This window comes from Caballeronia sp. S22 (assembly GCF_964261745.1).
GTDB classification, from domain to species: domain Bacteria; phylum Pseudomonadota; class Gammaproteobacteria; order Burkholderiales; family Burkholderiaceae; genus Caballeronia; species Caballeronia jiangsuensis.
This window is the reverse complement of record NZ_OZ180036.1, coordinates 631665-657277: the sequence shown is the minus strand read 5'-3', so window position 1 is coordinate 657277 and position 25613 is coordinate 631665. Positions and strand designations below refer to the sequence as shown.

Annotated in this window: 22 protein-coding genes; 7 read left to right on the top strand and 15 right to left on the bottom strand. The window is 64.4% G+C overall.

Annotation, left to right across the window (positions count from 1 at the left end):
• Positions 1 to 85: 85 nt before the first annotated feature.
• Together ACEN42_RS18155 and ACEN42_RS18150 are read right to left on the bottom strand one after the other, a co-directional pair.
• A complete protein-coding gene (locus tag ACEN42_RS18155) occupies positions 86 to 826 on the bottom strand; it encodes an anti-sigma factor (RefSeq protein WP_371882052.1) in 741 nt (246 codons plus the stop codon).
• Positions 816 to 1487 (bottom strand): RNA polymerase sigma factor, encoded by a 672-nt coding sequence (locus ACEN42_RS18150; RefSeq protein ID WP_187606250.1) that lies wholly within the window; start codon positions 1485 to 1487, stop codon positions 816 to 818. Before ACEN42_RS18150 ends, ACEN42_RS18155 begins: the two co-directional genes overlap by 11 nt.
• Before the next feature lie 308 nt (positions 1488 to 1795).
• On the opposite strand from ACEN42_RS18150, the gene ACEN42_RS18145 reads away from it, so the two are divergent.
• Positions 1796 to 2785 (top strand): metallophosphoesterase, encoded by a 990-nt coding sequence (locus ACEN42_RS18145; RefSeq protein WP_371882051.1) that lies wholly within the window; start codon positions 1796 to 1798, stop codon positions 2783 to 2785.
• Positions 2782 to 3195, top strand: coding sequence for a cupredoxin family copper-binding protein (locus ACEN42_RS18140; RefSeq protein ID WP_238213863.1), 414 nt, complete (start codon positions 2782 to 2784; stop codon positions 3193 to 3195). Before ACEN42_RS18145 ends, ACEN42_RS18140 begins: the two co-directional genes overlap by 4 nt.
• Before the next feature lie 33 nt (positions 3196 to 3228).
• On the opposite strand, the gene ACEN42_RS18135 is transcribed toward ACEN42_RS18140, so the two are convergent.
• The 3 genes from ACEN42_RS18135 to ACEN42_RS18125 form a co-directional block, all read right to left on the bottom strand.
• A complete protein-coding gene (locus ACEN42_RS18135) occupies positions 3229 to 4323 on the bottom strand; it encodes a 4-hydroxyphenylpyruvate dioxygenase family protein (protein WP_371882050.1) in 1095 nt (364 codons plus the stop codon).
• 189 nt (positions 4324 to 4512) lie between these two features.
• Entirely contained in the window at positions 4513 to 4761 is a 249-nt protein-coding gene (locus ACEN42_RS18130) for a hypothetical protein (protein WP_035511103.1), read from the bottom strand.
• A gap of 37 nt (positions 4762 to 4798) precedes the next feature.
• Entirely contained in the window at positions 4799 to 5299 is a 501-nt protein-coding gene (locus ACEN42_RS18125) for a lecithin retinol acyltransferase family protein (RefSeq protein ID WP_187606246.1), read from the bottom strand.
• Between the two features lie 445 nt (positions 5300 to 5744).
• On the opposite strand from ACEN42_RS18125, the gene ACEN42_RS18120 reads away from it, so the two are divergent.
• Positions 5745 to 6074 (top strand): hypothetical protein, encoded by a 330-nt coding sequence (locus tag ACEN42_RS18120; RefSeq protein ID WP_187606245.1) that lies wholly within the window; start codon positions 5745 to 5747, stop codon positions 6072 to 6074.
• A 105-nt stretch (positions 6075 to 6179) separates the two neighbouring features.
• A complete protein-coding gene (locus ACEN42_RS18115) occupies positions 6180 to 6950 on the top strand; it encodes a PP2C family serine/threonine-protein phosphatase (protein ID WP_371882049.1) in 771 nt (256 codons plus the stop codon).
• 16 nt (positions 6951 to 6966) lie between these two features.
• Here the strand turns inward: ACEN42_RS18115 and ACEN42_RS18110 are convergent, their stop codons facing one another.
• The 9 genes from ACEN42_RS18110 to ACEN42_RS18070 all read right to left on the bottom strand — a co-directional run bounded on the left by ACEN42_RS18110 (position 6967) and on the right by ACEN42_RS18070 (position 19647).
• Positions 6967 to 8280 (bottom strand): sigma-54-dependent Fis family transcriptional regulator, encoded by a 1314-nt coding sequence (locus ACEN42_RS18110; protein WP_238213860.1) that lies wholly within the window; start codon positions 8278 to 8280, stop codon positions 6967 to 6969.
• A complete protein-coding gene (locus ACEN42_RS18105; RefSeq protein WP_035511112.1) occupies positions 8277 to 11336 on the bottom strand; it encodes a peptidase domain-containing ABC transporter in 3060 nt (1019 codons plus the stop codon). The genes ACEN42_RS18110 and ACEN42_RS18105 overlap by 4 nt, the downstream gene beginning before the upstream one ends.
• A 22-nt stretch (positions 11337 to 11358) precedes the next feature.
• Complete coding sequence (locus ACEN42_RS18100) at positions 11359 to 12111, bottom strand: peptidylprolyl isomerase (RefSeq protein WP_238213859.1); 753 nt, start codon at positions 12109 to 12111, stop codon at positions 11359 to 11361.
• Positions 12112 to 12184: 73 nt separating this feature from the next.
• Positions 12185 to 13558, bottom strand: a complete 1374-nt coding sequence (locus tag ACEN42_RS18095) for an HlyD family efflux transporter periplasmic adaptor subunit (protein ID WP_035511116.1) — start codon at positions 13556 to 13558, stop codon at positions 12185 to 12187.
• On the bottom strand, positions 13536 to 16061 hold the full coding sequence (locus ACEN42_RS18090) for an FHA domain-containing protein (protein ID WP_371882048.1): 2526 nt from the start codon (positions 16059 to 16061) through the stop codon (positions 13536 to 13538). The genes ACEN42_RS18095 and ACEN42_RS18090 overlap by 23 nt, the downstream gene beginning before the upstream one ends.
• Before the next feature lie 249 nt (positions 16062 to 16310).
• A complete protein-coding gene (locus ACEN42_RS18085; RefSeq protein WP_371882251.1) occupies positions 16311 to 17732 on the bottom strand; it encodes an efflux transporter outer membrane subunit in 1422 nt (473 codons plus the stop codon).
• 338 nt (positions 17733 to 18070) lie between these two features.
• Complete coding sequence (locus ACEN42_RS18080) at positions 18071 to 18370, bottom strand: hypothetical protein (protein ID WP_035511118.1); 300 nt, start codon at positions 18368 to 18370, stop codon at positions 18071 to 18073.
• 338 nt (positions 18371 to 18708) lie between these two features.
• The gene (locus ACEN42_RS18075; RefSeq protein ID WP_187606237.1) at positions 18709 to 19167 is read right to left on the bottom strand and encodes a DUF4399 domain-containing protein; all 459 of its coding nucleotides are present in this window, start codon (positions 19165 to 19167) and stop codon (positions 18709 to 18711) included.
• Positions 19168 to 19206: 39 nt separating this feature from the next.
• Entirely contained in the window at positions 19207 to 19647 is a 441-nt protein-coding gene (locus tag ACEN42_RS18070) for a DUF4399 domain-containing protein (RefSeq protein ID WP_035511122.1), read from the bottom strand.
• 340 nt (positions 19648 to 19987) lie between these two features.
• On the opposite strand from ACEN42_RS18070, the gene ACEN42_RS18065 reads away from it, so the two are divergent.
• Positions 19988 to 21940 (top strand): SUMF1/EgtB/PvdO family nonheme iron enzyme, encoded by a 1953-nt coding sequence (locus ACEN42_RS18065; protein ID WP_371882047.1) that lies wholly within the window; start codon positions 19988 to 19990, stop codon positions 21938 to 21940.
• A 3-nt stretch (positions 21941 to 21943) separates the two neighbouring features.
• Here the strand turns inward: ACEN42_RS18065 and ACEN42_RS18060 are convergent, their stop codons facing one another.
• The gene (locus ACEN42_RS18060; protein ID WP_371882046.1) at positions 21944 to 23815 is read right to left on the bottom strand and encodes a DUF3857 domain-containing transglutaminase family protein; all 1872 of its coding nucleotides are present in this window, start codon (positions 23813 to 23815) and stop codon (positions 21944 to 21946) included.
• Between the two features lie 195 nt (positions 23816 to 24010).
• Here ACEN42_RS18060 and ACEN42_RS18055 point away from each other — a divergent pair, with 195 nt between their 5' ends.
• The gene (locus ACEN42_RS18055; RefSeq protein WP_371882045.1) at positions 24011 to 25165 is read left to right on the top strand and encodes an HPP family protein; all 1155 of its coding nucleotides are present in this window, start codon (positions 24011 to 24013) and stop codon (positions 25163 to 25165) included.
• A 25-nt stretch (positions 25166 to 25190) separates the two neighbouring features.
• Complete coding sequence (locus tag ACEN42_RS18050; RefSeq protein WP_035503580.1) at positions 25191 to 25601, top strand: MarR family winged helix-turn-helix transcriptional regulator; 411 nt, start codon at positions 25191 to 25193, stop codon at positions 25599 to 25601.
• The last annotated feature ends 12 nt before the right edge of the window (positions 25602 to 25613 follow it).

The following is a 25613-nucleotide window of genomic DNA, read 5'->3' as shown; positions in this document are numbered from 1 at the left end:
GACGCGCAAAAAAACGCGCGGCGTCCCCGGAGGATCACCGCGCGCAACCTTGCGCACTCTCAGGTTCTTTCAGCGAATAAGAGCTTTAGCGCGGTGCGCCGGTTTCGATCGCGTGAGCGAACTGGCGCAGCACCGCGCCCGATGCATCGGTGACGGCCCAGAAGGTCATGCCGTCATGATTCCAGCGCGCGAGTGCGTAGCCATCGTCGGACTGTGTGACGACCGGTGAGAACTCCTTGTCGTTCGCATCGCTCTTTACGTCGCCTTTGCGCTCGGGAAACACGTACACGTCGATCGGATGCTTCAGGTAGCGATACACCACCACCGCCACCGGCCGATGATCGATGTAATCCAGCCGCCCGCCGACCAGCGCGAAGCTCGGTCCCGCCGGATCGATCACCGGCGGCGCATAGTCGATGCGGCCGTTGAACCACGGCTTCACCGTGTGCTTGTCGCTGGAGAGCACGTCGATCGGACGGTCCGACATCAGCGCGCGCACATGGCTCGACACGATCTCCTGCGCGATCGGCGACGCGCCCGCCACGCCCGTCATGAGCGGCGCGGCTTGGAACCACAGCATCGCGCCGAGCACGAACGCGGAGAGCGTCGCGCCCGCGAACGCGCCGCCGAAGAACGGCCAGGGCGCCGAGAACAGGTTGCTCCAGCCGCGCTTAGCCGAGCGCTCCGGCAAGCGCGTGCGGGCGTCCCGTTCGGCTTCCTCTCGCACACGCGCCAGCACTTGCGCCCGCAGATGCACGGGTGCGCGCTGATAGAGCGAACCATCGGTGAGCCTCGTATCGAGCGAGGCGGTGTCGTTATTTTCCATTTCCCGACTCCTCTGAATGTCCCGGTCCGGCACGGCGCACGAGCCGCACGCTCGGCTTGTCCTGCCCGCCCTGGGCCGCGCGAACCGCCCCCGCCAGCATTTTGCGGCCGCGCGCGAGCCGCGACATCACCGTGCCGATCGGCACGCCCGTCACGGATGCGACTTCCTTGTAACTCATGTCTTCCAGCTCACGTAACACCAGCACCTCGCGAAAGGCGATCGGCAGCGCCTCCAGCGCGCGATGCACCAGATGAACTTCGTCGCGGCGCACGGCGAGCGTCTCCGGATCGGCCGCGCCTTCCTCCGACCAGCCCGGCAACGCCTCGTCGCCGCCCAGTTCCTCGTCGTAGGGCGTCGCGTCCGCGAGTTGCACGCGCCGCCGCCATTCCGTGAACCACGTATTGCGCACGATCGCGAGCAGCCATGCCCGCGCGTTCGCTTCCTCGCCGCCCTCGAATCCGCCGAAAAAACGGAACGCGCGCAGATACGCTTCCTGCACGACATCGTCGGCGTCGGTCGCACTGCCCGACAGCCAGCGCGCGAGGTTGTACGCGGCGTCCAGGTGCGGCATCACCGTCGCCTCGAAGCGCGCGTGCACCGCCTCGGCGCCCGCCTGGCCGCGGCGCCCGGACTTGTCTTCTTTCGACCTGCTTGGCCACATCGCGCGGGTCTCCTTTCGACAACCACGTTCGGAAAACATCGTTCGGGCGCGACCGGCATCGCTTTCTCGCGCCTTCCCCTCCGTTACTCCCCTCGCGGACGGTTTATTCCCGTTTGCAGCAGCGACTCAAAAAAATATAGCGGGAATATCCCGCCGTCTTCACCGGTTCGATGGACGGATGCCCAAGCGACCTCGCCCGAACGAAGCGTACGTCGCCGGCCTCGCGCCCATGCATCGAGCCGCCGTGGGCGCGATTTTGCCGATTCGAATGACAAGAACCGCGGCCGCAATCATCAGAGGACCCCATCATGAAACCCGACCCGACCGCACTGCCGCCCGCGCAGGAACGCGACGAACTCGACGAGCACGGCAAGCGCCGCCGCACCGCCCTCTCCTGCATGGCCTGGGCGGGCGCCGGCGTCATCTGGACCGTGAGCGGCGGCGTGCCCGTCTCGCGCCTGATTTCGTCGGCGAAAGCTGCCGAGAAGACGAGTTCGTTCAGCTTCGTGCAGATCAGCGACAGCCATATCGGCTTCAACAAGGATCCGAACACCGAGCCGACGAGCACGCTCGAAGAGGCGGTCACGCGCGTGAGCACGATGAAGACGCGCCCCGCCTTCATGATCCACACGGGTGACATCACGCACATGTCGAAGCCCGGCCAGTTCGACACCGCCACGCAGATCATCAACAAGGCGGGCATGGACGTGCATTACGTTCCCGGCGAGCACGACGTGCTGGTCGAGGACGGCAATCCCTTCTTCGAGCGTTTTTCCGGGCAGTACGGCAAGGACAGCACGCGCCACTGGTACAGCTTCGATCAGGGCGGCGTGCATTTCATCGGCCTCACCAATGTGATCGATCTGAAGGGCGGCGGCCTCGGCTTTCTCGGCGATGCGCAACTCGCGTGGCTCAAGGCCGATCTGCAGGGCAAATCGAGCAGCACGCCGATCGTCGTGTTCGCGCACATCCCGCTGTGGGCGCTGTATCCGCAATGGGGCTGGGGCACCGACGACAGCGCGCAGGCGCTCGCGCTGCTCAAGCGCTTCGGCTCGGTGACGGTATTGAATGGCCACGTGCATCAGGTGGCGCAAAAAGTGGAGGGAGAGATGCGTTTCTATTCGGCGATGTCGACAGCGTTTCCGCAACCCGCGCCGGGCGCGCCGTCCGGGCCCGGACCGATGAAGGTGCCCGCGGAGCAGTTGCGTACGATGCTCGGCTTGCGCGAAGTCACGCATATCGCGGGGCGCTCGCAACTGGCCATCACCGACACGGCGCTCGCCGCCGCGCAGTCATGAACGCCGCCATGATCGCGAGCTATGTCTCGCCTGCCAATCTCCGTCCGCTCGCCGGCAAGTTCCTGCGCAAGGCCGCGTTCGCGCTCGTCGTGAAGGGCGTCATCAGCGCCGCGATTCCGTCGGCCTGTGCGCAGGAGCCCGCGCAACAGGTCGCGGCGGCCAACATGCCGACCATCTCCATCGACAACTTCGCGTTCAGCCAGCCGGCCCTCACCGTGCCGGTGGGCACGAAGGTGACGTGGGTGAATCACGACGACATGCTGCACACCGTCGCGGATGAAGGAAAGAGCTTCAAGTCCGATCCGCTAGACAGCGGCGAGAGCTTCTCGCATGTGTTCGACAAGCCGGGCACGTACAAGTACTTCTGCTCGCTGCACCCGCACATGACGGGGACGATCGTCGTGCAATGAGCGCCGCCCGGCGTGGCGCATGCGTTTGGCTTGTCAGCCCCGCGCCTTCGCGATCGCGGCGAGATTGCCTTCGCCGAATCCGTGATGCCCGCGCCGCTCGACGATTTCGAAGAACATGTCGCCGGGCTGGCGCTCGACGAAGGTCTGCAGGAAAAGCTGCGGCGTGCCGTCGGGGAGAATCTCGCCATCGACGAGAATGCCGCGCGTGCGCATCTCGTCGATGTCGAGGCCGTGGCCGGGAAGCCGCTCGTCGATCTCGTCGTAGTAGCGCGGCGGCGGCTGCAGGAAGCGCACGCCGCGCGCCATCAGGGCATCGACGGAAGCGAAGATATCGGCCGATGCGAGCGCGATATGCTGCACGCCCTCGCCTTCGTGATCGGGCAGATACTGCTGCATCAGGTCCGTGCGATAGGTGCCTTCCTCATAGACCGGGATGCGGATCGAGCCGCACGGCGACAGCGTGACGGCGGAATCCTGCGACACATGCCAGTCCGGGTGCACCTGATGAATCTCCGAGAAGTGCAGGACTTCGCGGTAGAAATCGAGCCATTCCTGGATGCGGCCCGCGCCGACGGTCTGCGTGAAATGATCCACTTCCAGCAGGCCGGTGCTTTTTGGTTCTGCGCTGGCGCTGGCGATTGGACGAAAGTCGATGTCGTAGATCGACGTCTCGCCGCTGTTCTTGCCCGGCCAGTGATCGACGAAGTAAATATGCGAATCGCCGATGCCCTGAATCGCCGGAATCGCGAGTTCGTTCGGGCCGATCTTTTCGCCTTCGAAATCCCACGCGCCGTATTCGAGCGCGCGCTCGTGGGCGACCTGCGCATCGAGCACGCGAATGCCGATCGCGGCGATGCCCACGCCATGCGACTCCGCGAAGCGCGAGGCGAACGAATCCGGCTCGGCGTTCAGCAGAAAATTCATGCTGCCCTGCCGGAAAAGCGTCACGGCCTTGCTGACATGCTGCGCGATGGCAACGAAGCCGAGCGTCTCGAACAGCCTGGCGAGGCCCGCGGGATCGGGACTGGAAAACTCGACGAACTCCAGCCCCGCGATGCCGAGCGGATTGTCGCCGAGGGTCGAATCGGGCGTCGCGCGGGCGGAGGAAGAAGAGTCGGGCTGGGTCATCGGCAATACCTCGAAAATGTACGATCTGGTTCACGGACGCAAAACTACCACGACCTGCCGCATCCGTGCGACCCGGCGGCTTCGTCGAATGGCCGCCTGGGTGCGCCTAGAGTAGCGGCAGCGGGATTGCCGTGTCAAAGCCGGGGCAGCCCGACGCGCCCCGGCCCATCGTACGCATTCAGTATGCGCTCAGGCGGCGAGACGCTGCGCGCTCATCGACGGGCGCTTCGCCTGCGGGGGAAACACGTTCCAGGTGCCGTCGTCATGGCGGAAGAAGATGATCGCGAGCGGGCCGCCCGGATGCTCTGCCTCGATGCAAACATAGCGCGCGCCGGTGACATGCGAGCGGCACAGACGCACGACACGTGCCGGACGCGCGGGTGTCGGGGCGAGCCATTTGTCGACGGCCCAGTGCAGCGAATTTTCGATGGTTTGCATGATGGTCTCCTCGGAATCGATCGGCAAGGCGTGCGGTTCAGGCTGCGAGCGCCGCGTTCATGCGGCGGCGGCGTTCGGCGGCGACATAGGCGCGAAAAAGTCCCGACACGGCGCGAAGCGCGGCGCGCGGATGCACGAAGCACGCTTGCACCTGACGGCTGCGGGCGCGGCCGTCGAGGCACCACGTGACGAAGTGCTCGCAGTTGTTGGTCAGCAGGTGGTATTGGTCTTCGCCGAGGCGGCTGCGTGCGCGGCCCACCGCTTCCATGCCGACGAACTTCGCGGCCGGGTTCTGACGGATCGTGACTTCGTGGCCGGCGGCGAATTGTTCGACGGAGACTTCCTCCACCGGGCCGCGATGCAGCGACTTCGCGAAGCCGGCATAGTGGATGACCATGCCGTTGCCCGCGTAGATGCCGTGGTGTTCGTAGCCCGAGCGGCGCGTGATGAGTTCGGTGCCGAGCGCCGGTTCGTCGTCGAGCGAGAAACCGCAAGCGGCTTGCTGGTCGATCAGTCCGGTTTGTTGGTTCGTTGACATGGCTGGCTCCGATTTTTCTTTGCTTGGCGCCATGTGTTCGTTTGGCGCCGGGTTGCCATGTCATTTGCATCTTCCTTGCCAGCTTCTCTAAGTCACTGATTTTTTTGAATTAACCATAATTCGCGAGCGATTCTCAACGACCTTGTGTTCTGGATCGGCCAACAGTTTCGAGGGATGTTTGTTGGGCTGCGTGCGTCAGGACACGCACGTTCGTGGCAGAAGCCCGCGAGCGTGGGCCGCGCCTGCGTGTGTTGGTTGGTCGCTGCTGCGCCAACAGCGCTTGTTGGCGGCGACCCAACGGATGCCTTTACGCGCGCTTCGGCCGGTTTCGCCGGAACGCCGTCCCACGCGGCACGCGCGGAAAAACGCTAAAGAGCGTGTGCGTCGGCATGAGCCTTGCATTGACTCCTGCGTCCTGCTCACAGGCCCATCCCGGAGAAACGACATGTGCGCCATCACCGTCACCGATCTTGAATACGACCGCGAGCTGGATCACGCGGCGATGTCGGCCATCAGCGGCGGCGGCGGTGCGCCCTGGGTGTACGGCTGGATCACGCCGTATGTCGATCGCCCGTCGGGCGGCGGCGTTGGGGGAAGCGCCGTGGTGAACCTCATCGATGTCACCAACAATGTCTACGAGGTCACCAACAACATCACCAACATCTCGGTCGGCCAGATGGTCAATCAGTTTCAGAACGTCGCGGTCAGCAACACGGGGAACGGCGCGACGCTCACGGTCAACCCGAGCTCGGTGGCGGGGAATCGCGCGGGTTGAACGGTGCAGATCAAGATTCGCTTCGGGCGCGCGTTGGTACACAATGAGCGGGACCGTCCGCGACGCGCGCCCGACGCCGCGCCACCCAGGATTCCGGAGGTTGCCGTGACCTTCAACACCGAATATCGATGGACTTCCGCCGCCCGCACCGACACCGGCTGCGTGCGGCAGATCAACGAGGACGCGCTGCTCGATGCCCCCGAGCGCGGCCTATGGGCCGTCGCGGATGGCATGGGCGGACACGCGGTCGGCGATCTGGCGAGCCGGATGGTGATCGAGAGCCTGGCCCGGGTATCGGCGTCGAACGACCTGTCGGGCGTGATCGCGGATGCGCGCACGCGGCTTCTCGATGTGAACGATCAGTTGCGCGCGGAGGCGGCGCGGCGGATGGTATCGCGCATCGGCAGCACGGTGGTGCTGCTCGCGGCGCGCGATGGCGCATGCGGCTATGTGTGGGCCGGCGACAGCCGCATCTATCTGTTCCGTCAGGGACGCCTCGTGCAGCTCACGCGCGATCACAGCCATGTCGAGGAGCTGAAGGCGCGCGGCCAGCTAACGGCGGAAGAAGCGCTGCATCATCCGGCGCAGCATCTGATCACGCGTGCGGTCGGCGCGCTCGACGTGCTCGAACTCGACGAAAACACGCTCGCCTTGCACGATGGCGATACGTTTCTGCTGTGCAGCGATGGCTTGTCGAACGAGGTGAGCGAGACGGAGATTATGAACGAGCTTGCGCCCGGCAATTGCGATATGGCAGCGCAAAGGCTGCTGGAGATCGCACTGGCGCGCGGCGGGCGCGACAATATATCGGTTGTCGTCGCGCATGTGGAGGATTTGATGGCGCCGGACAAGACGCAGGTGAATCCGTCGATTTAGGGGCGCTGGGGGCGCGTCAGCCCCCCGCCTCCTTGTTCTTCTGCGCCGCCGCCCGAAACTCCTTCGAATGCAGCCCGTGCTTCTTCAAAAGCATCTGCAGATGCGACCGGTTCATCTCATACCGCCTCGCAAGCTCGGCGACCGTCCCGCCGGTTTCCTGCAACCCGCGTTCGAGAAACGCGCGCTCCGCCTCATCGCTCGCGACGCGCTTCGCTTCCGCCAGCGAACTCGCCGTCGCGATGCCGTTGCCGCTCGCGGCCGGCCCGCCCATCGCCAGCGAGAGCGATGATTTAGGCCGGATATCGACCGGCAGATGTTCGATATCGGCCATATCGCCCGCAAGACACGCGACCCGATACAGCACGTTCCTCAACTCGCGGATATTGCCGGGATAGTCGTAGTTGCGCAGGAAATCGCGCAGCCTCGGCGACAGCTTCACCGGCCTGCGCTTCAGGGTCGCGGCGGCTTCATCGCCGAAATAGGCGAGCAACAGCGGAATCTCGTCGCGCCGCTCGCGCAACGCCGGCAGCGTCAGATGAATCACGCTCAGCCGATAGAACAGGTCCTCGCGAAAGCGCCCTTCTTCACAGAACTTGCGCAAGTTGCGATTCGTCGCCGCGACGATGCGCGTATCCACCGCGATCGGCTCATCCGAGCCCACGCGCTGAATCTCGTGCGCTTCGAGCACACGCAGCAGCTTCACCTGTCCCGACAAAGGCAGCTCGCCGATCTCATCCAGAAAGATCGTGCCTGTATGCGCGCTTTCGAATTTGCCCTTACGATCGTTCGACGCGCCCGTGAACGCGCCCTTGCGATGACCGAATAATTCGGACTCCAGCAGATTGTCCGGAATCGCGCCGCAGTTCACCGAGATATACGGCTTGTCCGCGCGCGAGCCGTTCGCGTGAATGACCTTCGCCATCAGTTCCTTGCCGGTGCCGCTCTCGCCGTCGATCAGCACGGGCAGGTCCGTCGGCGCGGCCTTTTCCGCGATCTCCAGCGCTTCCAGCAGCTTCGGGTTATCGCCGAACGTGCCTTCGAACACGAAGCTGCGTTCGATCAGCGCCTGACGCCGCGCGCCCGGCGGCAGGTCGCGCTTCGGCTCCGCGGCGGCAGCCTGCACGAAACGCTCCTTGTGCGACAGTTGCATCACTTCATCGCGCAAAGTGCTCGCCTGCCGCAGCAGCTTTTCGATTTCGGGCCGTTCGAGACGTGAGGTCCATCTGAGCGTCGAGCGCAGAATCTCGATCTTCTCGATGAGCCCCGCATACGAAATCGCCGATGATGCGGGCGCGCTTGCATCGCTTTCCGGTTGGTCGAGTATTTTCATGCTGCGCTCAGTTGCTTTTGCACGAGTTGGTAGTACATGCCTTTTCTCGCGACGAGTTCGTCGTGCTTGCCCTGCTCGACGATGCCGCCTTCGTACAGCACGAGAATCTTGTCGGCGCGCATGATCGTCGACAGCCGGTGCGCGATGATCACCGCCGTGCGTCCCTTCAGGATCTCCTGCATGTTGCCGAGAATATTGCTTTCCGATTGCGTGTCGAGCGCGGACGTGGCTTCATCGAACACGAGCAGACGCGGGTCGTGATACAGCGCGCGCGCAATGCATAGCCGCTGGATCTGTCCGCCCGAAAGCCCCACGCCGCGCTCACCGACCACCTGCTCATAACCGAGCGGCATCTTCACGATGAACGCGTGCGCATCAGCCATCTTCGCGACTTCCTCGATGCGCCGTCTGTCGGGCGCTTCGTCGCCGCTCGCGATGTTATCGGCGATCGTCCCCGAGAACAGCAGATTGCTCTGCATCACATAGCCGATCTGCGCGCGAAAGAAGCCTTTGTCGACGACGTTGATATCGTAGCCATCCACCGTCATCTTGCCCTCGCTCGGCGCATAGAAACCGACGAGCAGTTTCGCGAGCGTCGTCTTGCCCGAACCGCTGCGCCCGACGATCGCGATCAGTTCGCCCGGCTTCACATCGAAGCTGATGTTTTCCAGCACGTAGGGCGCGTCGCCGTCGCCATAACGGAAGTACACGCCGTTGAAGCTGATGTCGCCCTGCAGGTCCGGCAGCATCACGCGCTGCTGCATGTCTTCGGGTTTCTGCTCAGGCTCGATGTCGAGCACGTCGCCTAGGCGCTCCATCGCGACGCCCGCGTCGTTCAAGAGACTCCACAGGTTGATGAGACCCATCAGCGGCGCAAGCACGCTGCCCATGTAGGCGTTGAACGCGATCAGTTGCCCGATCGTCAGTTCGCGCGCAAGCACGAGATTCGCGCCGACCCATAGCACGCCGATGGTCGTCGCCGCATTCAGCAACTGGCTGCACAGGCCCACCGCGATATTGAAGCGCTGCGACTTGTACTGCACTTCGAGCGACTTCGCGTACTTCTTCTCCCACTTCAGGCGCACGGGCCGCTCGATGCCCATGCCCTTCACCGTCTCGACGCCGCCGAGCGCTTCCATCAGATACGAGCGCGCATCCGTTCCCGCGGAAAACGTCTCGCGCGCATTCTGCTTAATGCGCGGCGTCGCGACGACCGTGAGCACCATCATCGGGATCACGAACGCGATCAGCAGCAACGTGAGCTTCACGTTGTAGAGAAACATGATCGTGAAGTAGATGAAGATCATCAGCAGGTTCAGCACGGTCGATACCGTCGATTCCGTGAGGAACGCGCGGATCGTGTGATTCTCCTGAAAGCGCGCGAACACGTCGCCGGTCTTGCGCTTCGCGAAGAAGCCGAACGGCAGCGAGAACGTATGTTTGAAGAACTGCGACATCATCGCGAAGTCCATGTTGCGGACCATGAAGTTCGCAAGGTACGCGCGTATCGTCGTCATCAACTGCGTGAACAGGCTCGCGATGACGAGGCCGCCGATCAGCACGTGCAGCAGGCTCACGTTCTGATGCACGATCACGCCGTCAAGAATGTTTTGGATGATGAGCGGCGGAATCACGCCCAGCACCTGAATCACGAAGGTCGCGAGAAAGAGATGCAGCAGGATCTTCTTGTAGGGCTTCAGATAGCCGACGAAACGCAGCCACGGCGAGCGCGACACGGCTTTCTGCGTGAGATCCTGCCCCGCCGTGAACAGCAGGCACGTGCCGCTCCAGCCGCGCTCGAACTCGCCGACCGTCATCTTCCTGAAACCGATCGCCGGGTCCGCAACCCACACGTTCTCGCTCGACACGCCGTAGACGATGATGTAGTGATAACCCTCCCAGTGCGCGATGAACGGCATCTCGAAGCCGCGCAGCGATTCGAACGTGCACTGCACGCCGCGCGTCGTGAAGCCGAGCGATTCGCCCGCGCGCGCGAGTGAATCGAGCGTCGCGCCCGAGGTCGTCACATTGGCGAGCTCGCGCAGCTTGCCGAGCGTCATGTTGATGCCGTAGTGGCGGCAGATCATCGCGAGACAGGCCGCGCCGCAATCCATTTCCTCGGCCTGCTCGACCCACGCGAAGCGCTTGATCACGCGCTCGCCAAGCTCGGGTTTCGTGTGCAGATCGAGCATCGCGGGCAGCTTGCGGCGCTCGGCGAGCTTCTTCTGGCGCTGCAATTCGCGCTCGGTGAAGCGGATGCGTTCTTCGAGCACTTCGCGCAGCTTCACGTTGCGCTCGATGATGAAATGCACCGTCTTCTCGGGGATCACGAGCAGGCGCGTATCCGCGCTCGCGATGGCGGAAGCCATCTGCTCCTGGCGCATCACGCAGGCCTTCTCGCCGAAGATCTCGCCGGGGCCGAGCGTCGCGAGCACATGCTTTTCGCCGCCTTCTTCGCGCACGATGCGCACTTCGCCCTGCCGCACGACATAGAGACGCCGGTCGTCGCGCGATTCCTGCTTGAGAATCTCCTTGCCCTCGCCGACGCGCTTCACGCCGACACTGCGCACGCATTCTTCGAGTTCCGCCTTGTCGAGCTTGCCGCGCAGATCGAAGAGCTTCGCGACGAAGCCGCCCGCCGAATTGATCGCGACGTAGCTCGTCACGAACGCGAGCGCGGCGGGATTCTTCGCGATCACCGGATCGATCGCGATGCGCGGGATATACAGCAACTCGGTCTTGCCGGAGGAGCGCACCGACGACTCGTGCCGGTAGTCGCGCAGCATCGCGATATCGGCGAAGGTCTCGCGCTCCTTCTTGACCCCCATGCTGATTTCCTTGCCGTGCTCCTCGGTGAAGATGCGCACGGAGCCCGCCTTCACGATATAGAGCCCGTCGGCCGCATCGCCCGCATTGCACACGGTCTCGCCGAAGCCGAAGCGGCGCGACTCGGCATTTGCCGCCAGGTGTTCGATCTCCTCGCGCGTGAATGGCGAAAGAATCTCGACCGACGAAAGAAAGTCGGCGGGCGAATCAAGGCTCGATGGAGCGTCCATGTTCTATCGCGTTCCCCGTCGGTCAGCGTGCTTCGATGACATGCTCCTGCGCGCGCGTCAGCATCCAGTCTTCGCGCAGCAGGCGGCGGATTTCCGCGGACACGTCTTCGTCGAGCTTCGCGGGATACTTCGCCGTCACCGCGAAAATTTCATACGACGCGCCATCGGCGGAAATGAATGGTCCGAGCAGATCGCCGACTTCCGCGTTGAACACTTTCGCCTCGACCTCCGGCTTCATCTGTCCGCGCATCACCCGGCCGATCACGCCGCCTTCGTTGCGCGTATCGGCAAGCGAATGCTCGCGCGCCATCTCGGCGAAGCTGTCGGGATCGTCGTTGAGATAGGAGATCATCTCCTTCGCGCTGCCCTCGGTATCGAGCAGGATGTGACTGACTTCGATGCTGTCGAACTTCGGCGAGTTGAGCTGGAAGTACTCTTCGATCTCGCGCTCGGTTCCGACCTTGTCGAGCATCTTTTCCTGATAGAGCGTGTCGGTGATATAGACCTCGAACTCGTCGAGACTCACGTGCAGCGCATCGAGATAGTTGTTCATGTCCGCCGCGCGATGCAGCCCGCGAATGCGGCGGAACTGATCGGCGCGGTTCTGGATTTCTTCGTCGCTCACGGCGACGCCCGATTTCTTCGCCGCACGCACGGTCAGCTTGTCGCGCACGAGTTGCTCGATAAGTCCGTCGAACTGGCCGTTCAGTTTCAATAACCTGATGAATTCGCCGACGTCGACCACTTCGTCGTCGATACGCACAATCGCCGTCATCTCGTTCTCCGTTCGGTTCTATGTTGAATTGCGCATCATGTCCGCGTTGCGGTGCTCGTGTAACCCCCCATCCTTATCCCGCCACATTACGGAACGGGTCGAGCCCGAGGTCGATCAGGCGCCGCTCGCGCACCACGATTTCAGCGGTCGCCGTCATGCCGTAGCGCAGCGGATACTTCGTGTCCGCGACCTGATAGGAATCGCGATCGAGCGTCACGCGTCCTTCATAGACGGGTTGCTTGGTCGTCGGGCTCGGCTTGGTCGCGGGCGAGATGAACGCGAGCGTGCCTTCGATCACACCGTAGCGCTGATAAGGAAACGCGTTGAACTTGAGCTTCACGCGTTGCCCTTCGCGCAGGAACGCGCGGTCGTGCTCGGCGATCTCGATCTTCAGCACCGGCTTCGCATTCGCCGGCGCGATGCCGCCGAGCGGCGTGTTCGCCTGAATCTTGTCGCCGGGCTGCGTCGATGTCACATCGGTGACCACGCCCGATACCGGCGCGAGAATCAGCAGGAAATTATCCTTGTCGATGTTTTCGAACTTGATGCGCGCGGCCGCATCCGCGACGAGGCGCGCCGTCTGTAGCTGCAGACGCAGCTTGTCTTCGGTGCTCGCGACTTCGCGCATCGCGGCTTCGTATTGCAGCCGCAGACTCGTCGCTTCCTGACCGCTCGTTTCGAGTTGACGCTTCGCCTGCGTGAAATCGTGGCTCAGCCGAAAGTCGAGTTCCGCGAGCCGCGATTGCTCCACGCGATACGCGCCGTCCGCTTCCAGATAGGCATTGCGTTTCGCATCGACCTGCGTTTCGGCCACGCCGCCGCCGCCCGGCAGCGCGAGCAGACGTTGAAAGCGGTCGTACTCCACCTTCGCCGCATCGCGCGCGCGGCGTGCGTTTTCCAGCGTGCTGCGCGCTTCCTGCAACTGCGCCTTCTGGCCTTCCGCGAGCTTGCTCGTGCCTTCGGCCACACGCTGCTGATGCTGGTGTTCCTCCACGTCCATCTGATCCTTGAGCGCGGCGATCTTGCGCTCCATCAGCAGCTTCTTCTCCGGGAACTGCTTCCATTCGCGCTCGGCGTCGTCGAGCTTCAGTTGCGCTTCGAGCGCGTTGCTGGCGGCCTCGATCGCGCCGCGTGCGTTCAGGCGCGCGACGACATCGTCCTTGCGCACGGGCTGCCCTTCGGCGATATAGAGATCGGCCAGCTCGCCATCGATCGGCGTATAGAAGCGCCGCACTTCCGATTCCGGCGCGAGCGTGCCCTGGGCGCTGACCATCACGTCCGCATGGCCGACGAACGACCACACGAGCGCCGACGCGACGAGCGCCACCATCGCGTAGACGAGCCCTTTTGTGAGCCCGAGCGGCTCGGCCGTGAGAATCGCGATGCCTTCGGCACCGTGTTCTCCGAGCGCCTCCGACAACGGCTTAAGGTGTGTGTCTCTCTTCACTGCTCGTGCCTCCGCCGATCAGACTCAGCTTGGTATTGAGAAGTCCCGGTTCGAGCACCATGCGCAGGTCCTGCAGCGAGCGTCGCTGCAAATCCGCTTCGGTGTCGATCTCATTGGCGAGCGCGGTCCACTTCGCCGTCGCGCTGTCCGCCTTCACCTGCCTGAAGATGCGCATGCCGCGCGTGGCCGCATCCTGCGCGTCCGACAAAAGCCGCGCCTGCGTCCTGAACGTATCCGACACGCCCGATTCGAGCCGCTGCGACCCGCCGATGCCGCCATTGGTCCGATACTGCTGCCAGAGCGTTTGCGCCTGCGTCATCAGCGTCTGCGCCCGCGCGGTCGCCTTGTCTTTCAGCGATGCGACGTCGGGCGCGACGGCCTTCGCATAGAAAGTGTCGCTATCGAGATCGAGCGTTTCGTAGAACGACAGCAACGCTTCTTCATAGCCCTTCGAGCCGCGCGCCTTTTGCAGATCGGCGAACTGCGCGGCCACGGCCTTCTTGTGCGCAAGCTCCTTCTGCACGGTAGGCGACCATGAACCTTGCGGCAGCTTTTGCAGCGCGTCGATCGCCTGCGCGCTCTGGCCGCGGCTCCATGCCTCGGCGACCGTCGCGTATTGCGCGAGCACGTCGGCGGGTGGCAACTGGCTCGTGCGCATCTGGCCGAATTTTTCCTGAAACGGCGGCGTCGAGAAATTCGCCTTGCTCACCGATCCCGCGAGCGGCGCGAGGCTCCCGGCGCTGAGGCTGCGCCGCAGGCCCGCATAGCTGTCGAGATCGGCGCGCACGCGATCGAGGCCCGCGAGACGCGGATACTTGTCCGCGTATTCCTTGAGCGTCGCGCCGATGGCGTCGGGATCGTCCTGTCCCAGACTCTTGACGATGCTCGCATTGAGCCTTTCGATGGCTGCGAGATACACCGAATCGTCGCTTTGCAGCTTGCGCAGATGGCTCAGCGCGAGCGCGTACGGATCGCGAAACTCGGGCACGTAGCCCGCGATGCGGTCGAGATCGCGCTGATGGCCCGCCGCGTCCGCTTCCCAGTGCTTCAGGATCGCACCGATACGCGGCTCGTCGGCATACATGCGGATCGGCGCTTCGGCGCCGCCGCGGCCCATCACGAAGCTTTCCAGCTTGCCGATCCACTGTAGTTCGTCGATGAGCGAATGCACGTCGGCGTTGTGCTCGGCGAGCGTTCTCATCTGCGCGATGATCGCGTCCGCGCTCGCGAAATCGCCCTTCTTCAACGCGGCGAGCCAGCGCGGCACGTTCGACTTGAGCACGGCTTCGGTGTTCATCGACGCGAACTGCGCGTCTTTCGGATGCGTCTTCAGATAGTCGTTCGAAACGCGCGCGGCCTCGCCGAACTCGCCGTGCGCCATCAGCGATTTGGCCTGACGCTCGGGCGAGCCGATGAAGTAGAGCGCCGCGCCGCCCGCGAGGAGCGCGGCCAGCACGCATCCGACGATGATGCGCGTGCGACGCGCGGCGCGTTGATCGTCGCTTGCGAGCGCACGATGCAGTTCGGCCACGAAGAGCGCGAACTTGCTGCGCTTCGCGGCGCGCGTGTCGTGACGGCTTTCGTCGGCGGGCTTGGGCTGCGCTTCCTCGTTGACTTCGTCCTCGCGCGCGGCGGCCTGATCGACGCAGAAGATATCCAGGAACGAATGCGCCGAGCCGACGAAGGTCGTCTTGTCGCTGTCGTGCTCGTCGTCGTGAGCCTGCGCCTCCACCTGCGCGACCATTTCCGTGAGCGTCGATTCGCTCTCTTCGCCGTGCAGATGCACCGTGTACGCGAAGTGCGTGCCGCCAAACGCGACGGTGTCGCCATTCTTCAGCTCGACCGCCGACGCGCCGAGCCGCTCGCCGTTCACGAAGGTGCCGTTGGTGCTGCCGAGATCCTCGACGAACGGCGCGCCGCCCTTGATGAACACATGCGCATGCCGCCGCGACACGTAGTTGACCTGATGCGGATACTGCTCGCGATAGCGCGAAAACGTCTCGTCGGTCTTGCTGACGAGAAACGGAAACTGCGCGAGTTCGACGGGATGAAGACCGAGATCGTCGCGCTGCGGCGTGAGCGTGATGCCGATCGGCTTCGGCGCGTTGATGCGTCGCGTGCGCGGCGCGAACTGCACGCGATACGACAGCCGGCTGCCGAACGAGATGATGTCGCCGCTTCGCACGCGCGCGGGCGTATCGCGCACGGGCGTGCCGTTCACCGCGGTGCCGTTCTTGCTCGCGAGATCGGCAATATAGACGAAACCATGCTCGATGAAAATGCGCGCGTGACGGCGCGAGAGTTGCGCGACGGCTTCGGGCGGGCTCGTGTCGAACGGCGCTTCGGCGCGGCCGATCGCGAATAGATTTTCGTCGATGCGGATTTCCGTCAGCCTGTCCGCCAGCTCGCCGGCAAGCTCGGGATGCGGCATGGGCTTCAGAATGACGTCGAACGCCTCGCCCACGCTCGGCGGTTGTTCCGCCACGGAAAAGCCTTGAGCCATGTCCATGTCACGAGGTACGTCCAGCCGCTGCCGCCGACGCGCCAGAGGAATGCCCGGCAACGTCGGGCGCATGGACAGGTTGGACCGCGCCGTTATTGAAGTCATTCGTAACCGGCGGCTGTTGAGAGTTTAAGTCCTGCATCGTCGTAGTCAATCGTGCGGCACCGGTTCGTCACGCAAATGGCCATCGATATGGAACGATCGTTAGTAATTCATATGAATGCGCTCCGTCGATATTAATGGAGCGCTTCACTTCGTCGTTTCCTTGCTCGCGCTTTGCACATCGACCATCGGCCAGCCGCCGCCGAGCGCTTTGTAGAGCGTCACGGTGTCGGACAGAATCTGCTGATGGTTCGCGAGCAGCGCGAGTTGCGCCGCGAGCAGCGTGCGCTCCGTCTCGAACACCTGGAGTTGCGAGATCACGCCCTCTTTCAGTTGCGCGTCGATCTGCGCGGCGACCACCGTTAGCTGATCGACTTCCTGCTGCAACTCGACGCGCTGCTTCGTGTGCGAATCGAGATTGACGAGCGCGTTCTCCACTTCCTCGAACGCGTTCATCACCGTGCTGCGATATTGCTGTTCGGCGACCGCCGTCTGCGCTTCGGTTGTCTTCACGTGGGCGCGCACGGCCGGATCGAGAATCGGGATATTGATGCTCGGCACGAAGCTCAACGTGAACATCTTCAGCAGATCGGTGAGCTGAAAACTCGCCGAGCCGGCCCGTCCGGTCAGGTTGATGGTCGGCAGTTGCGCAAGCTTCGCCTGCCCGACGAGGTCGTAGGCTTCGAGCACGCGATACTCGGCCGCGATCAGATCGGGACGGCGCGCGAGCAACTGCGACGGCAGGCCGCCTGGCACCGGCGGAATCTGCACGCGCTTTTGCAGCTTGCCGTCGGGCATCCTGAATTCGCCCGCGGGCACGCCGATCAGCGTCGAGAGCGCGTTGTTCGCGAGATCGCGCGAGCGGCGCAGTTCCAGCAGCTCGCGCGTCAGACGATTGAGTTCCGCGCGCTGCGTGAGCACCTGCGTCTTCGGCACGAGACCGTTCTTCTGCATGCCTTCGAAGATCGTCAGGATCTGCTGGTTCGTCGTGATGGTCTGCTGCTGCTGGGCGATCTGATCGTCGAACTGGAGAATCTGGAAGTAGGTCGTCGAAACCAGCGAGACGAGTTCGAGATAGCCCGCGCGCCAGTCAGCTTCGGTCGCGCGGAATTCGGCTTTCTGGGCCTGCACGCCCTTCTCGACCGAACCCCAGATGTCGATATCCCAGCTCACCTGTGTCGCCAGGTTGTACTGTTTCGAGAACTGCTGGCCGGTCGTCTTCTCGAAGCTCGCGCCAGCGCCCAGATCCATCGACGGCAACGCGCCCGCGCGTGCCTCGCCGATCTGCGCGCCCGCCACCTGAATGCGCGCGGCCAGCACCTTGATGTCGAAGTTGCCGCTGATTGCCTTCTCGACCAGCGCGTCCAGCGTCGGGTCGTGGAACTGCTTCCACCAGTCGGGCTGGATCGTGTCGGATGCGGCGACCTTCGCTGCGTCGATCTTCGTGAAGGCTGTCTTCTCCGGCGTGTCGGGCCGCTGATACGTCGGCACCTTCACGTCGATGCAGCCGGACAGCAACGCGGCGGCAATCAGCCCCGGCAGCACGGCCCACTCGCGCCTGATGGTCACGCGCAACGATGGCAACAAGGCTCGCACGATCTCGCTCCCGGTGAACGCGCACCGACGGTCGGTTTGAAGGGTGAGAAGCGCGGTGCCGGCCGTTGTGTTCTTCAAGTAAATCACACGGCGCGCCGCGACTCCATACGGGTAAAGTCACGTGGCGCGCGCGTGCTCTGTGGCACGTCGCGCATTTCGTGACGCGGTCCGGCAGGATGCGACCCCGGCCGATCCGCAGCGCCCGATGTCGCGGGCGGTGTTACAGCAGAGCTCCCCATGCCCCGCCTTTACTGCTGACTGCTTGAATGCTTACTGCATCGGCATTCGATTCATTCCTCGCGACAATCTCTTCACGCGAGATTGCCCGCCACGCCGAAGTTGACGTTGGCGATGTTCTTCGCTTCCTGCGTCGGCGCAACCGTCGATTGCGACTTGAGCGCTTCGGCAAACGCGATGTTGCTGCCGTTCTGGTTGAACGTGGTCTGTGTCTGATTGATGATCTGCTGCGGGTTGAACGGCATCGAGAGCGTCGCCCCGTTCATCGAGATATAGCCGGGGAACAAGGTCGCATAGCCGCCACGGACCGCGGACATCGCGCGGCTGTCGAGTTCTGCTGTGACGGGAAGGTCCTTGATGGTCAGCGTCTTCATTTCCGCTCTCCTTGGGTGCGCGTCGCGCATTCGGTGGTGGCTTCGAGCAACTTGTCGCTCGCGACCATATAATGCATAGGGTGTGCCAACCATGCCGCGTATCGGCCGCCTTTCGCTGGATTCGTTGCTGCGCAAGGCTTTCATCGATTCGCGTTGCCTCTTCATATCGGCCATCGTGATGCTGTCTGTCCGACACTTCCGTGTTGCACTGTCGGTTCACGAGCGACACCTCATCCGGAGCGAGGACGAACGTTTCCCTCCGCGATACGCGCGCGGAATCGAAGTCGATGGGAAAAACCGGGAAAGGCGCCGCTCAGTGCGTCACGCGGCGCCCGGATTCATTTGACGTAGATCGTGATCTTCTTGGAATAGATGGGCGGGTTATGCGGTATGTGCTTGTCATCGCCCATCAGAAGCTGAATCGTGTGCTTGCCCGGCGGAAGCTCGAGCATGGTTTCGGTTTCACCGGCGCCGTAGTGCAGATGATTGCGATCCGATGGAATCTCCTGATCCATCGGCGGCAAGTCAACGTCGATCAGCAAATGATGATGCCCCGTGTTTGGAAACTTCACGCCGCGCGGCGCGACGCCCATGTAGCGCAGCCCGAACCAGACCTTGAAGGGCTTGCCCGCGGGCAAGGTCTGGCCGTCGTTCGGATAGCCGATGTACGCATAGGCGTTGGCGGGCGCGGGCGTCGGCCCGGCGAACGCGCACGGCGCGGCGATCGCCGTCGCGAGCGTGACGGCGACGAGGAGCGAACGCGAGAACGCGAGCGCGTCAGCGGATCGTTTTTTCATGTCATGTGCCCTCGGCAAGTGCACCGCTCATTTCACAGCTCATTTCACGGTGATCGTGATCTTCTTCGAATACACCGGCGGATCGTGCGGAACGTGGTTGTAGTCGCCCATCAGCAACTGCAACGTGTGTTTGCCCGGCGGCAGTTCGAGGCGCGCATCGGTTTCGCCCGCACCGTAGTGCAGATGATTGCGATCGGACGGAATCTCCTGATCGAGCGGCGGCAGATCCGCATCGACCAGCAGATGGTGATGCCCCACGTTCGGCAGATCGACGCCCTTCGGACAGATGCCCATGTTGCGCAGGCCCATGCGCACCCAGAGCTTGCCGCCCGAAATCACGGCGCCGTCGGGCGGCCAGATGATGTACGCCTCGGCGTTCGGGGGCGCTGGCGTGCGCGCACGCGCGGCGGCGGAGAACGACGAATCGGCGGCCAGAGCGGCCAGGGAAGCCAGCGCGCCAAGCACGGTTCTTCTCAGCATGTTATGCACGCCTCTCTCGTTGAAAGGCCTCGCGGATGGGCCAGGGAATCGTGCCTTGCACGCGCGAACGCTCGTGCTCGGCGCGAGTTGCGGGTTGCGTGATGCACCGTCGTTGGCTTTTAGATTAGGACGTAACGTTTAAAAAAGATACGTGCAGAGGCGTGCGAGCCGGCCCTCATCACGGATACCTCCCTTCAGGGGATTAAGCGCTGCGTGAGCGCGTGCTATCGTTGTTGGTGCTGGACCCACAGAGGGCGCGGACCTCGCCCCAAAGCCTCGGCATCGAGCGCGAATGCAACGCGATGCCCTCCACTCAAAGCCGGACGGACAGGGTGTGAATATGTGGCGAACTCTTCTTATCGCGGGCGTGTTGCTGATGATCGGCCTGCCGCCCGCGCAAGCGAATGCGGCTTCGGTCGCAGCGCTGTCTTCTCCTTCGATCGCGACGGCCGCACACGCGCCCAGACATCTCGCGCTCGTGATCGGCAATGCAGACTATGTCGATCACCCGCTCGCAAGCGCATCGCGCGATGCCGATGACATGACCGCGGCACTCGACGCACTCGGCTTCGACGTGACGCAGCGCACGAATCTCGATGAAGCCGCGATGCGGCAGGCTCTCGATGCATTCGCCACGAGGCTCGGCCCGAACGATACGGCGCTCGTCTATTTCGCCGGCCACGGATTGCAGGCGGGCGGCGATGCGTTGCTCGTGCCGCTCGACGCCCGCGAGCAGCGGCCCGCGACGCTCGTGCGCGACACGCTCTCCGCAAAAGACATCGTCGAACGCATGACGCGCGCGCGGCCGGACGCGGCGAACATCGTCGTGCTCGACATGTGCCTCACCGATCCCTTCGAAAAAACGAACGCGCGGACGTGGACGCTGCCGCCGCGCACGCTCGTCGCGTATGCGGCCGCGCCTGGAGATGCCGCCGCGGAAGGCGAACGCAACGGGCGATATACCGCGGCGCTGCTGCGCGCGCTGGGCGCAGATGCATCGGTGACGCCATCGACTTTCGCGGTGGCGGCCTTCGATGTCGCGCGGACATCGCGCGGCGCGCAGCGGCCGTGGATCGCATCGACGCTCGATGCGGGCTTTGCGATCGCCGATGCATCGACGAACATGCGCGTCGCGGACGCGAACGCCATCCATCCTGCCGATTCCGCCAGCGCCGTGCGCACGCGCGGCATCCTTCCGAAGGACAGCAACGAGCAGTACGAACTGACGTTCTGGGAATCGATCAAAGACAGCACCTATCCGAGCGATTACGAGGCGTATCTGAAGGCGTATCCGAATGGCCGTTTCGCCGCGCTCGCGAAGGCGCGCATCGATCGTCTGCACGCGGCGGGCAATGCGAAACCGGCGGCATCGGCACCGGCCGCGCCGCCGGCTGCGACCGCGACGCCTGCCGCACCGGCGCCCAAGCCGCCGCCGTCCGCGCCGGCCGCCGCAACCACTACCGCGCCGGAAAAGCCGCGCCCGAGCGTGCCGGCCGCACCCGCCGCCGCCGCGGTGACCGCGCCGCCCGCCGCCATCACCACCAAACCCGCGGCGAAAACGGCAAGCGGCGGCGAGATCAAGGATTGCCCGACGTGCCCTGTCCTGATTCCGCTCTCATCAGGCAGCTTCACGATGGGCAGCAACAACGACGATCCCGCCGAGAAGCCGCCGCATCGGGTATCGATCGGGCGTGCGTTCGCCATCGGCAAATACGAAGTCACGGTCGAGCAATGGAACGCCTGCGTCGATGCGGGCGCGTGCACGCGCGTCGCGGCGGAAGGCGAAACGGCCACGCCGCCCGGCAATGCGCCGATGCGCAACGTGAGCTGGGACGACGCGCAGGTCTACGTCAAATGGCTGAGCAAGGTGGGCGGCAAGGCGTATCGTCTGCCGACGGAAGCGGAGTGGGAATACGCCGCGCGCGGCGGCACGCAGTCCACCTACTGGTGGGGCGATCAGATGAAGAAAGGCACGGCCGACTGCAAGGATTGCGGCGATCCGTACAAGCCCGACGCGCCGACGCCCGTCGGATCGTTCGCGGCGAATCCCTATGGCCTGTACGACATGAACGGCAGCGTCTGGGAATGGGTCGCCGACTGCTGGCATAGCTCGTACAAGAGCGCGCCCGTCGATGGCCGCGCATGGGACGATCCCTCGTGCTCCGTGCGCGTAATTCGCGGCGGCTCGTGGCGCGAAGGCGCGTCCTACATGCAGTCGGCGACGCGCTTCAAATACAGTTCGAGCGTGCGCCAGTCGCAGAACGGCTTTCGCGTCGCGCGGGACATGGAGTGAGCTTCATCGGCCCGCGGCCTTCACGATGATCTGCGCCTGCGCATCCCGCTCGATCGTCTTGAGCGCGGGCAGCGCCGCGCGGAAATCGTCGGGCGTGCAGACCTGCCTGCCGAAGCGCGCTTCCAGCGTGCGCGAAATCTGCACGACATTGGTCGACGGATCGAAGAGATAGCGCGAGCGGTAGCGAAAGAAATCGCTCGTCAGATCCTGATCGACGGGCACCTCGGCTACGCGCATCGTCTTCGGCAGCGAGATCTGCGAGACCTCGTCGAACGTCCCGCCGATGCACAGATACGGCTGCGTGCGCGTGCGCTCGGCGAGCCAGTTGCGCGTCGCCGTCGCGATGCCGCCCGAGAGGCTCGAAAGCGCGGGCAGCGCCGTCGTGCCGGTCGGCCAGACGACATCGTCGAGCGTGCCGCGCAGCGTCGTCGCGAACGGGCCGCCGCTTGCATCGACATCGCTCGTCGTCAGCGCGCCCGCGCCGCGCAAATTCGTGAAGCGTAACCGGTCCGCCGCGATCTGATCGCGCCGCTGCGCATTCGCGAGCCGCAGGTTCATCCGTTCGATCTCCGCGCTCCATCCCGCATCCTCCACCCAGTAGGCGAAGCTCGCCTCGCCTTGCGGCGCGACCTCGATCTGCAGACGCGCCGTGCGCGCGAGCGGCTGGGTCGCGGGCGTGCGGGCGAGCGCGCCGGTGTTCACGAGCAGCGCGGGACGATCCATGTCGGCCAGCGGCAGAAAGCCGAACTCGACGCTCGACGCCGTGCTGTCCGCATACAGGTTCAGATCGGGCAGCCACGTGACGATGTGATTGATCGCGCCCGATCCGTATCCCGGCACCGACGGCAGCGTATAGACCGAGCCGAGGCCGATCAGCGCGGGCTCGTTGCGAATACCGACGGCATCGAGCAGCGCGCCGTAGAGCGCGACGTGATCCTTGCAATCGCCGTAGCGGTTCGCGAGCACGTCGGTCACGCGATGCGGCACGGCGGGACTCTGGCCGATGAACATCGCGACATAGCGGATCGAGTGGCGCACCCAGTCGTAGAGTGTTTTGGCTTTGGCGCGGTCGTCGGCGTCGTGGCTCGTGAGCGATTGCGCGAGCGCGCGGATGGCGGGATCGCTCGCGCCCGGATCGGCGGCCGCTTCGCGATAGCTCCTCGCGAAGCTCGCGTAATCGGGAAAGGTCGTGACCATCAGGCGATCACCGTACTGCGCATAGCCCACCGAGCCGCTTTCGATGCGCGCGATACGATCGCGCCGGTAGACGAACGCATAACGCGTGCGGCCGTTTTCCGTGACGGGCGGCTCGGCGACGTAACCGCGCGCGTCGGCATAAAGCGGCTTGTCCGCCGGCAGATCGAAGACGAGCCGCTGCTGGAGCACGGGCCTCGGCCCCGGATCGACGTAATAGTTGAACTGCCCCGGAATCACCGCCGCCGCCTGGCTCTTGCGAGAACGCAGATGCACCGTCGAGCCGATGCCCACCGCCGGGAAGATCACGGCGCGCAGTTTCGCGTCCTGAAACGTCGGCGCGCCCGCCGAGCGCGGTTCCTGGATGTCGCGAATCTGATCGGGCGTGACGTCGTGGCGCGCACCGTTCGCATCGACCGAATAGGCCTCGACGATATCCACCTTCGACACGCTCTTGTCGTACCAGACGTAGCGCTGCGCGATCTCGTCGACGCCCGCCGACGTGTTCGCGCGCAGCACGGCATCATCGTCTTCGGTCAGCGAGCCATCGGCGGCGACGACGAACTCGTGAACATCGCTGACGACGGTCGAAGGATCGTCGTCCGTCGCGGCAAGGGCGCACGACCACGCGCACATGCCAACGATGACGCACGCCAGATCGGGAATGAAGCGACGAAACATGTGAGAGCCCGCGCCGCAGGGAGAAAACTTATCGTACAGGAGGACGCGCACGCCCGTTTCCCGCGACGAATCGCGACATGCGACAATTTGTATCATGTTGGGATATAATTTTCGGATCGTCGCACGCTTGCACTCGCGCCACCGATCCGGCCGGCCAGTGTGACCCTCCACTGACTCTTCCGGAACGCTGAAAAAGTGTCGCGTAACGTATTGCTTCGCTGGCTGCAAGGCTTTCTCCCCGCTCCTGTCACGCTGCGCTGGACCGAGCGGCTGCGCGGCGGTCTGGGCGCGCTGATCGGCATCGCGCTGACGGGCGGCCTCGCGCATCTCCTCGTCGGCGACGCAGCGGCCATTCCGTTTCTCATCGCGCCGATGGGCGCCTCCGCCGTGCTGCTCTTCGCCGTTCCCGCGAGTCCGCTCGCGCAGCCGTGGTCGATCATCGGCGGCAACCTCGTGTCGGCGACGGTCGGCGTCGCCTGCGCGATGCTCATCCACGATCCCGTCGATGCCGCCGCGCTCGCCGTCTGTCTCGCCATCTGCGCGATGTTCGCGCTGCGCTGCGTGCATCCGCCTTCGGGCGCGGTCGCGCTGACCGCCGTGCTCGGCGGACCGTCGATTCATGCGCTCGGCTTCGGCTTCGTGTTCGCGCCGGTGGCGATCCAGTCGGCGGCGCTGCTTTCGTCGGCGATCGTGTTTCATGCGCTGACGGGCCATCGCTATCCGCACGGCCACGCCGCGCCGAAACCCGCGAACGCGCCGCCCGACGCCGCCTCGTTCACGCGCGCCGATCTCGAAGCCGTGCTGTCGCGGCGCAGCGAAATGCTCGACGTCGATCCGGACGATCTCGAAGCGCTCCTGCGCGAGACGCAGTTGCAGGCCTACGCGCGCCGTTTCACGGAATTCACCTGCGCGGACATCATGTCGCGCGCGATCGTGTCGGTGACGCCCGATACGAGCGCGCAGGCGGCGCTCGCGCTCATCGACCGGCATCAGGTGAAGGCGCTGCCGGTGATCGACGCAACGCGCCGCGTGTGCGGCATCGTCACGCGCGCGGACCTGGCGCCGGTGGGCCGCGGCGGCATCGTCGAGGGCATGAAGCGCGCGATCGAGCGGCTCATGCGCGGCCCGTCGACGACGCCGCCGCTCGTCGCCTCGCTGATGACGACGGACGTGCGCACCGTGAAGACCGGCACCGCGATCGCCGAACTGGTGCCGATGTTCGCGCACTTCGGGCACCACCACATTCCGGTGGTCGGTACGCACGATGAGCTAGCCGGAATGATCACGGAAACCGACCTGATCTCCGGGCTCTATCGGCAATCTTTCTTGGGCGAGCGCAAGAGCGCCTGAACCCCCTCGCGCTGACTGGAATCCGATGAAAACCCCTCGCACGCTCGACAAGCCGGACTTCGAACAGTTATCCGAATTCCGCTATCAGATGCGCCGCTTCGAACGCTTCTCCGAACAAGCCGCACAGAGCGAAGGCATCACGCCGCTGCAGTATCTGCTGCTTCTGCACATCAAGGGCTATCCGGGCCGCGACTGGGCGACGGTCGGCGAACTCGCGGAGCGGCTGCAATCGCATCATCACGGCGTCGTGGCGCTCGTCACGCGCTGCGAGGCAGCCGGGCTCGTGCGCCGTGCGCCGAGCGACGAGGATCGCCGCCAGGTCCGGGTGCATCTCGAAGCGCGCGGCGAAGACGTGCTCGAACGGCTCGCCGCGCTGCATCGCGCGGAGCTGAAGTCGCTCGAAGGCGCGTTCCGCGTGCCGAGCATCGATCTCTGAATTTCCTGGAGC

Coding starts and splice junctions, on each gene's coding strand:
- ACEN42_RS18155 (WP_371882052.1), bottom strand. CDS start 826: ATGGAAAATAACGACACCGCCTCGCTCGATACGAGGCTCACCGATGGT.
- ACEN42_RS18150 (WP_187606250.1), bottom strand. CDS start 1,487: ATGTGGCCAAGCAGGTCGAAAGAAGACAAGTCCGGGCGCCGCGGCCAG.
- ACEN42_RS18145 (WP_371882051.1), top strand. CDS start 1,796: ATGAAACCCGACCCGACCGCACTGCCGCCCGCGCAGGAACGCGACGAA.
- ACEN42_RS18140 (WP_238213863.1), top strand. CDS start 2,782: ATGAACGCCGCCATGATCGCGAGCTATGTCTCGCCTGCCAATCTCCGT.
- ACEN42_RS18135 (WP_371882050.1), bottom strand. CDS start 4,323: ATGACCCAGCCCGACTCTTCTTCCTCCGCCCGCGCGACGCCCGATTCG.
- ACEN42_RS18130 (WP_035511103.1), bottom strand. CDS start 4,761: ATGCAAACCATCGAAAATTCGCTGCACTGGGCCGTCGACAAATGGCTC.
- ACEN42_RS18125 (WP_187606246.1), bottom strand. CDS start 5,299: ATGTCAACGAACCAACAAACCGGACTGATCGACCAGCAAGCCGCTTGC.
- ACEN42_RS18120 (WP_187606245.1), top strand. CDS start 5,745: ATGTGCGCCATCACCGTCACCGATCTTGAATACGACCGCGAGCTGGAT.
- ACEN42_RS18110 (WP_238213860.1), bottom strand. CDS start 8,280: ATGAAAATACTCGACCAACCGGAAAGCGATGCAAGCGCGCCCGCATCA.
- ACEN42_RS18105 (WP_035511112.1), bottom strand. CDS start 11,336: ATGGACGCTCCATCGAGCCTTGATTCGCCCGCCGACTTTCTTTCGTCG.
- ACEN42_RS18100 (WP_238213859.1), bottom strand. CDS start 12,111: ATGACGGCGATTGTGCGTATCGACGACGAAGTGGTCGACGTCGGCGAA.
- ACEN42_RS18090 (WP_371882048.1), bottom strand. CDS start 16,061: ATGGCTCAAGGCTTTTCCGTGGCGGAACAACCGCCGAGCGTGGGCGAG.
- ACEN42_RS18080 (WP_035511118.1), bottom strand. CDS start 18,370: ATGAAGACGCTGACCATCAAGGACCTTCCCGTCACAGCAGAACTCGAC.
- ACEN42_RS18075 (WP_187606237.1), bottom strand. CDS start 19,167: ATGAAAAAACGATCCGCTGACGCGCTCGCGTTCTCGCGTTCGCTCCTC.
- ACEN42_RS18070 (WP_035511122.1), bottom strand. CDS start 19,647: ATGCTGAGAAGAACCGTGCTTGGCGCGCTGGCTTCCCTGGCCGCTCTG.
- ACEN42_RS18065 (WP_371882047.1), top strand. CDS start 19,988: ATGTGGCGAACTCTTCTTATCGCGGGCGTGTTGCTGATGATCGGCCTG.
- ACEN42_RS18060 (WP_371882046.1), bottom strand. CDS start 23,815: ATGTTTCGTCGCTTCATTCCCGATCTGGCGTGCGTCATCGTTGGCATG.
- ACEN42_RS18050 (WP_035503580.1), top strand. CDS start 25,191: ATGAAAACCCCTCGCACGCTCGACAAGCCGGACTTCGAACAGTTATCC.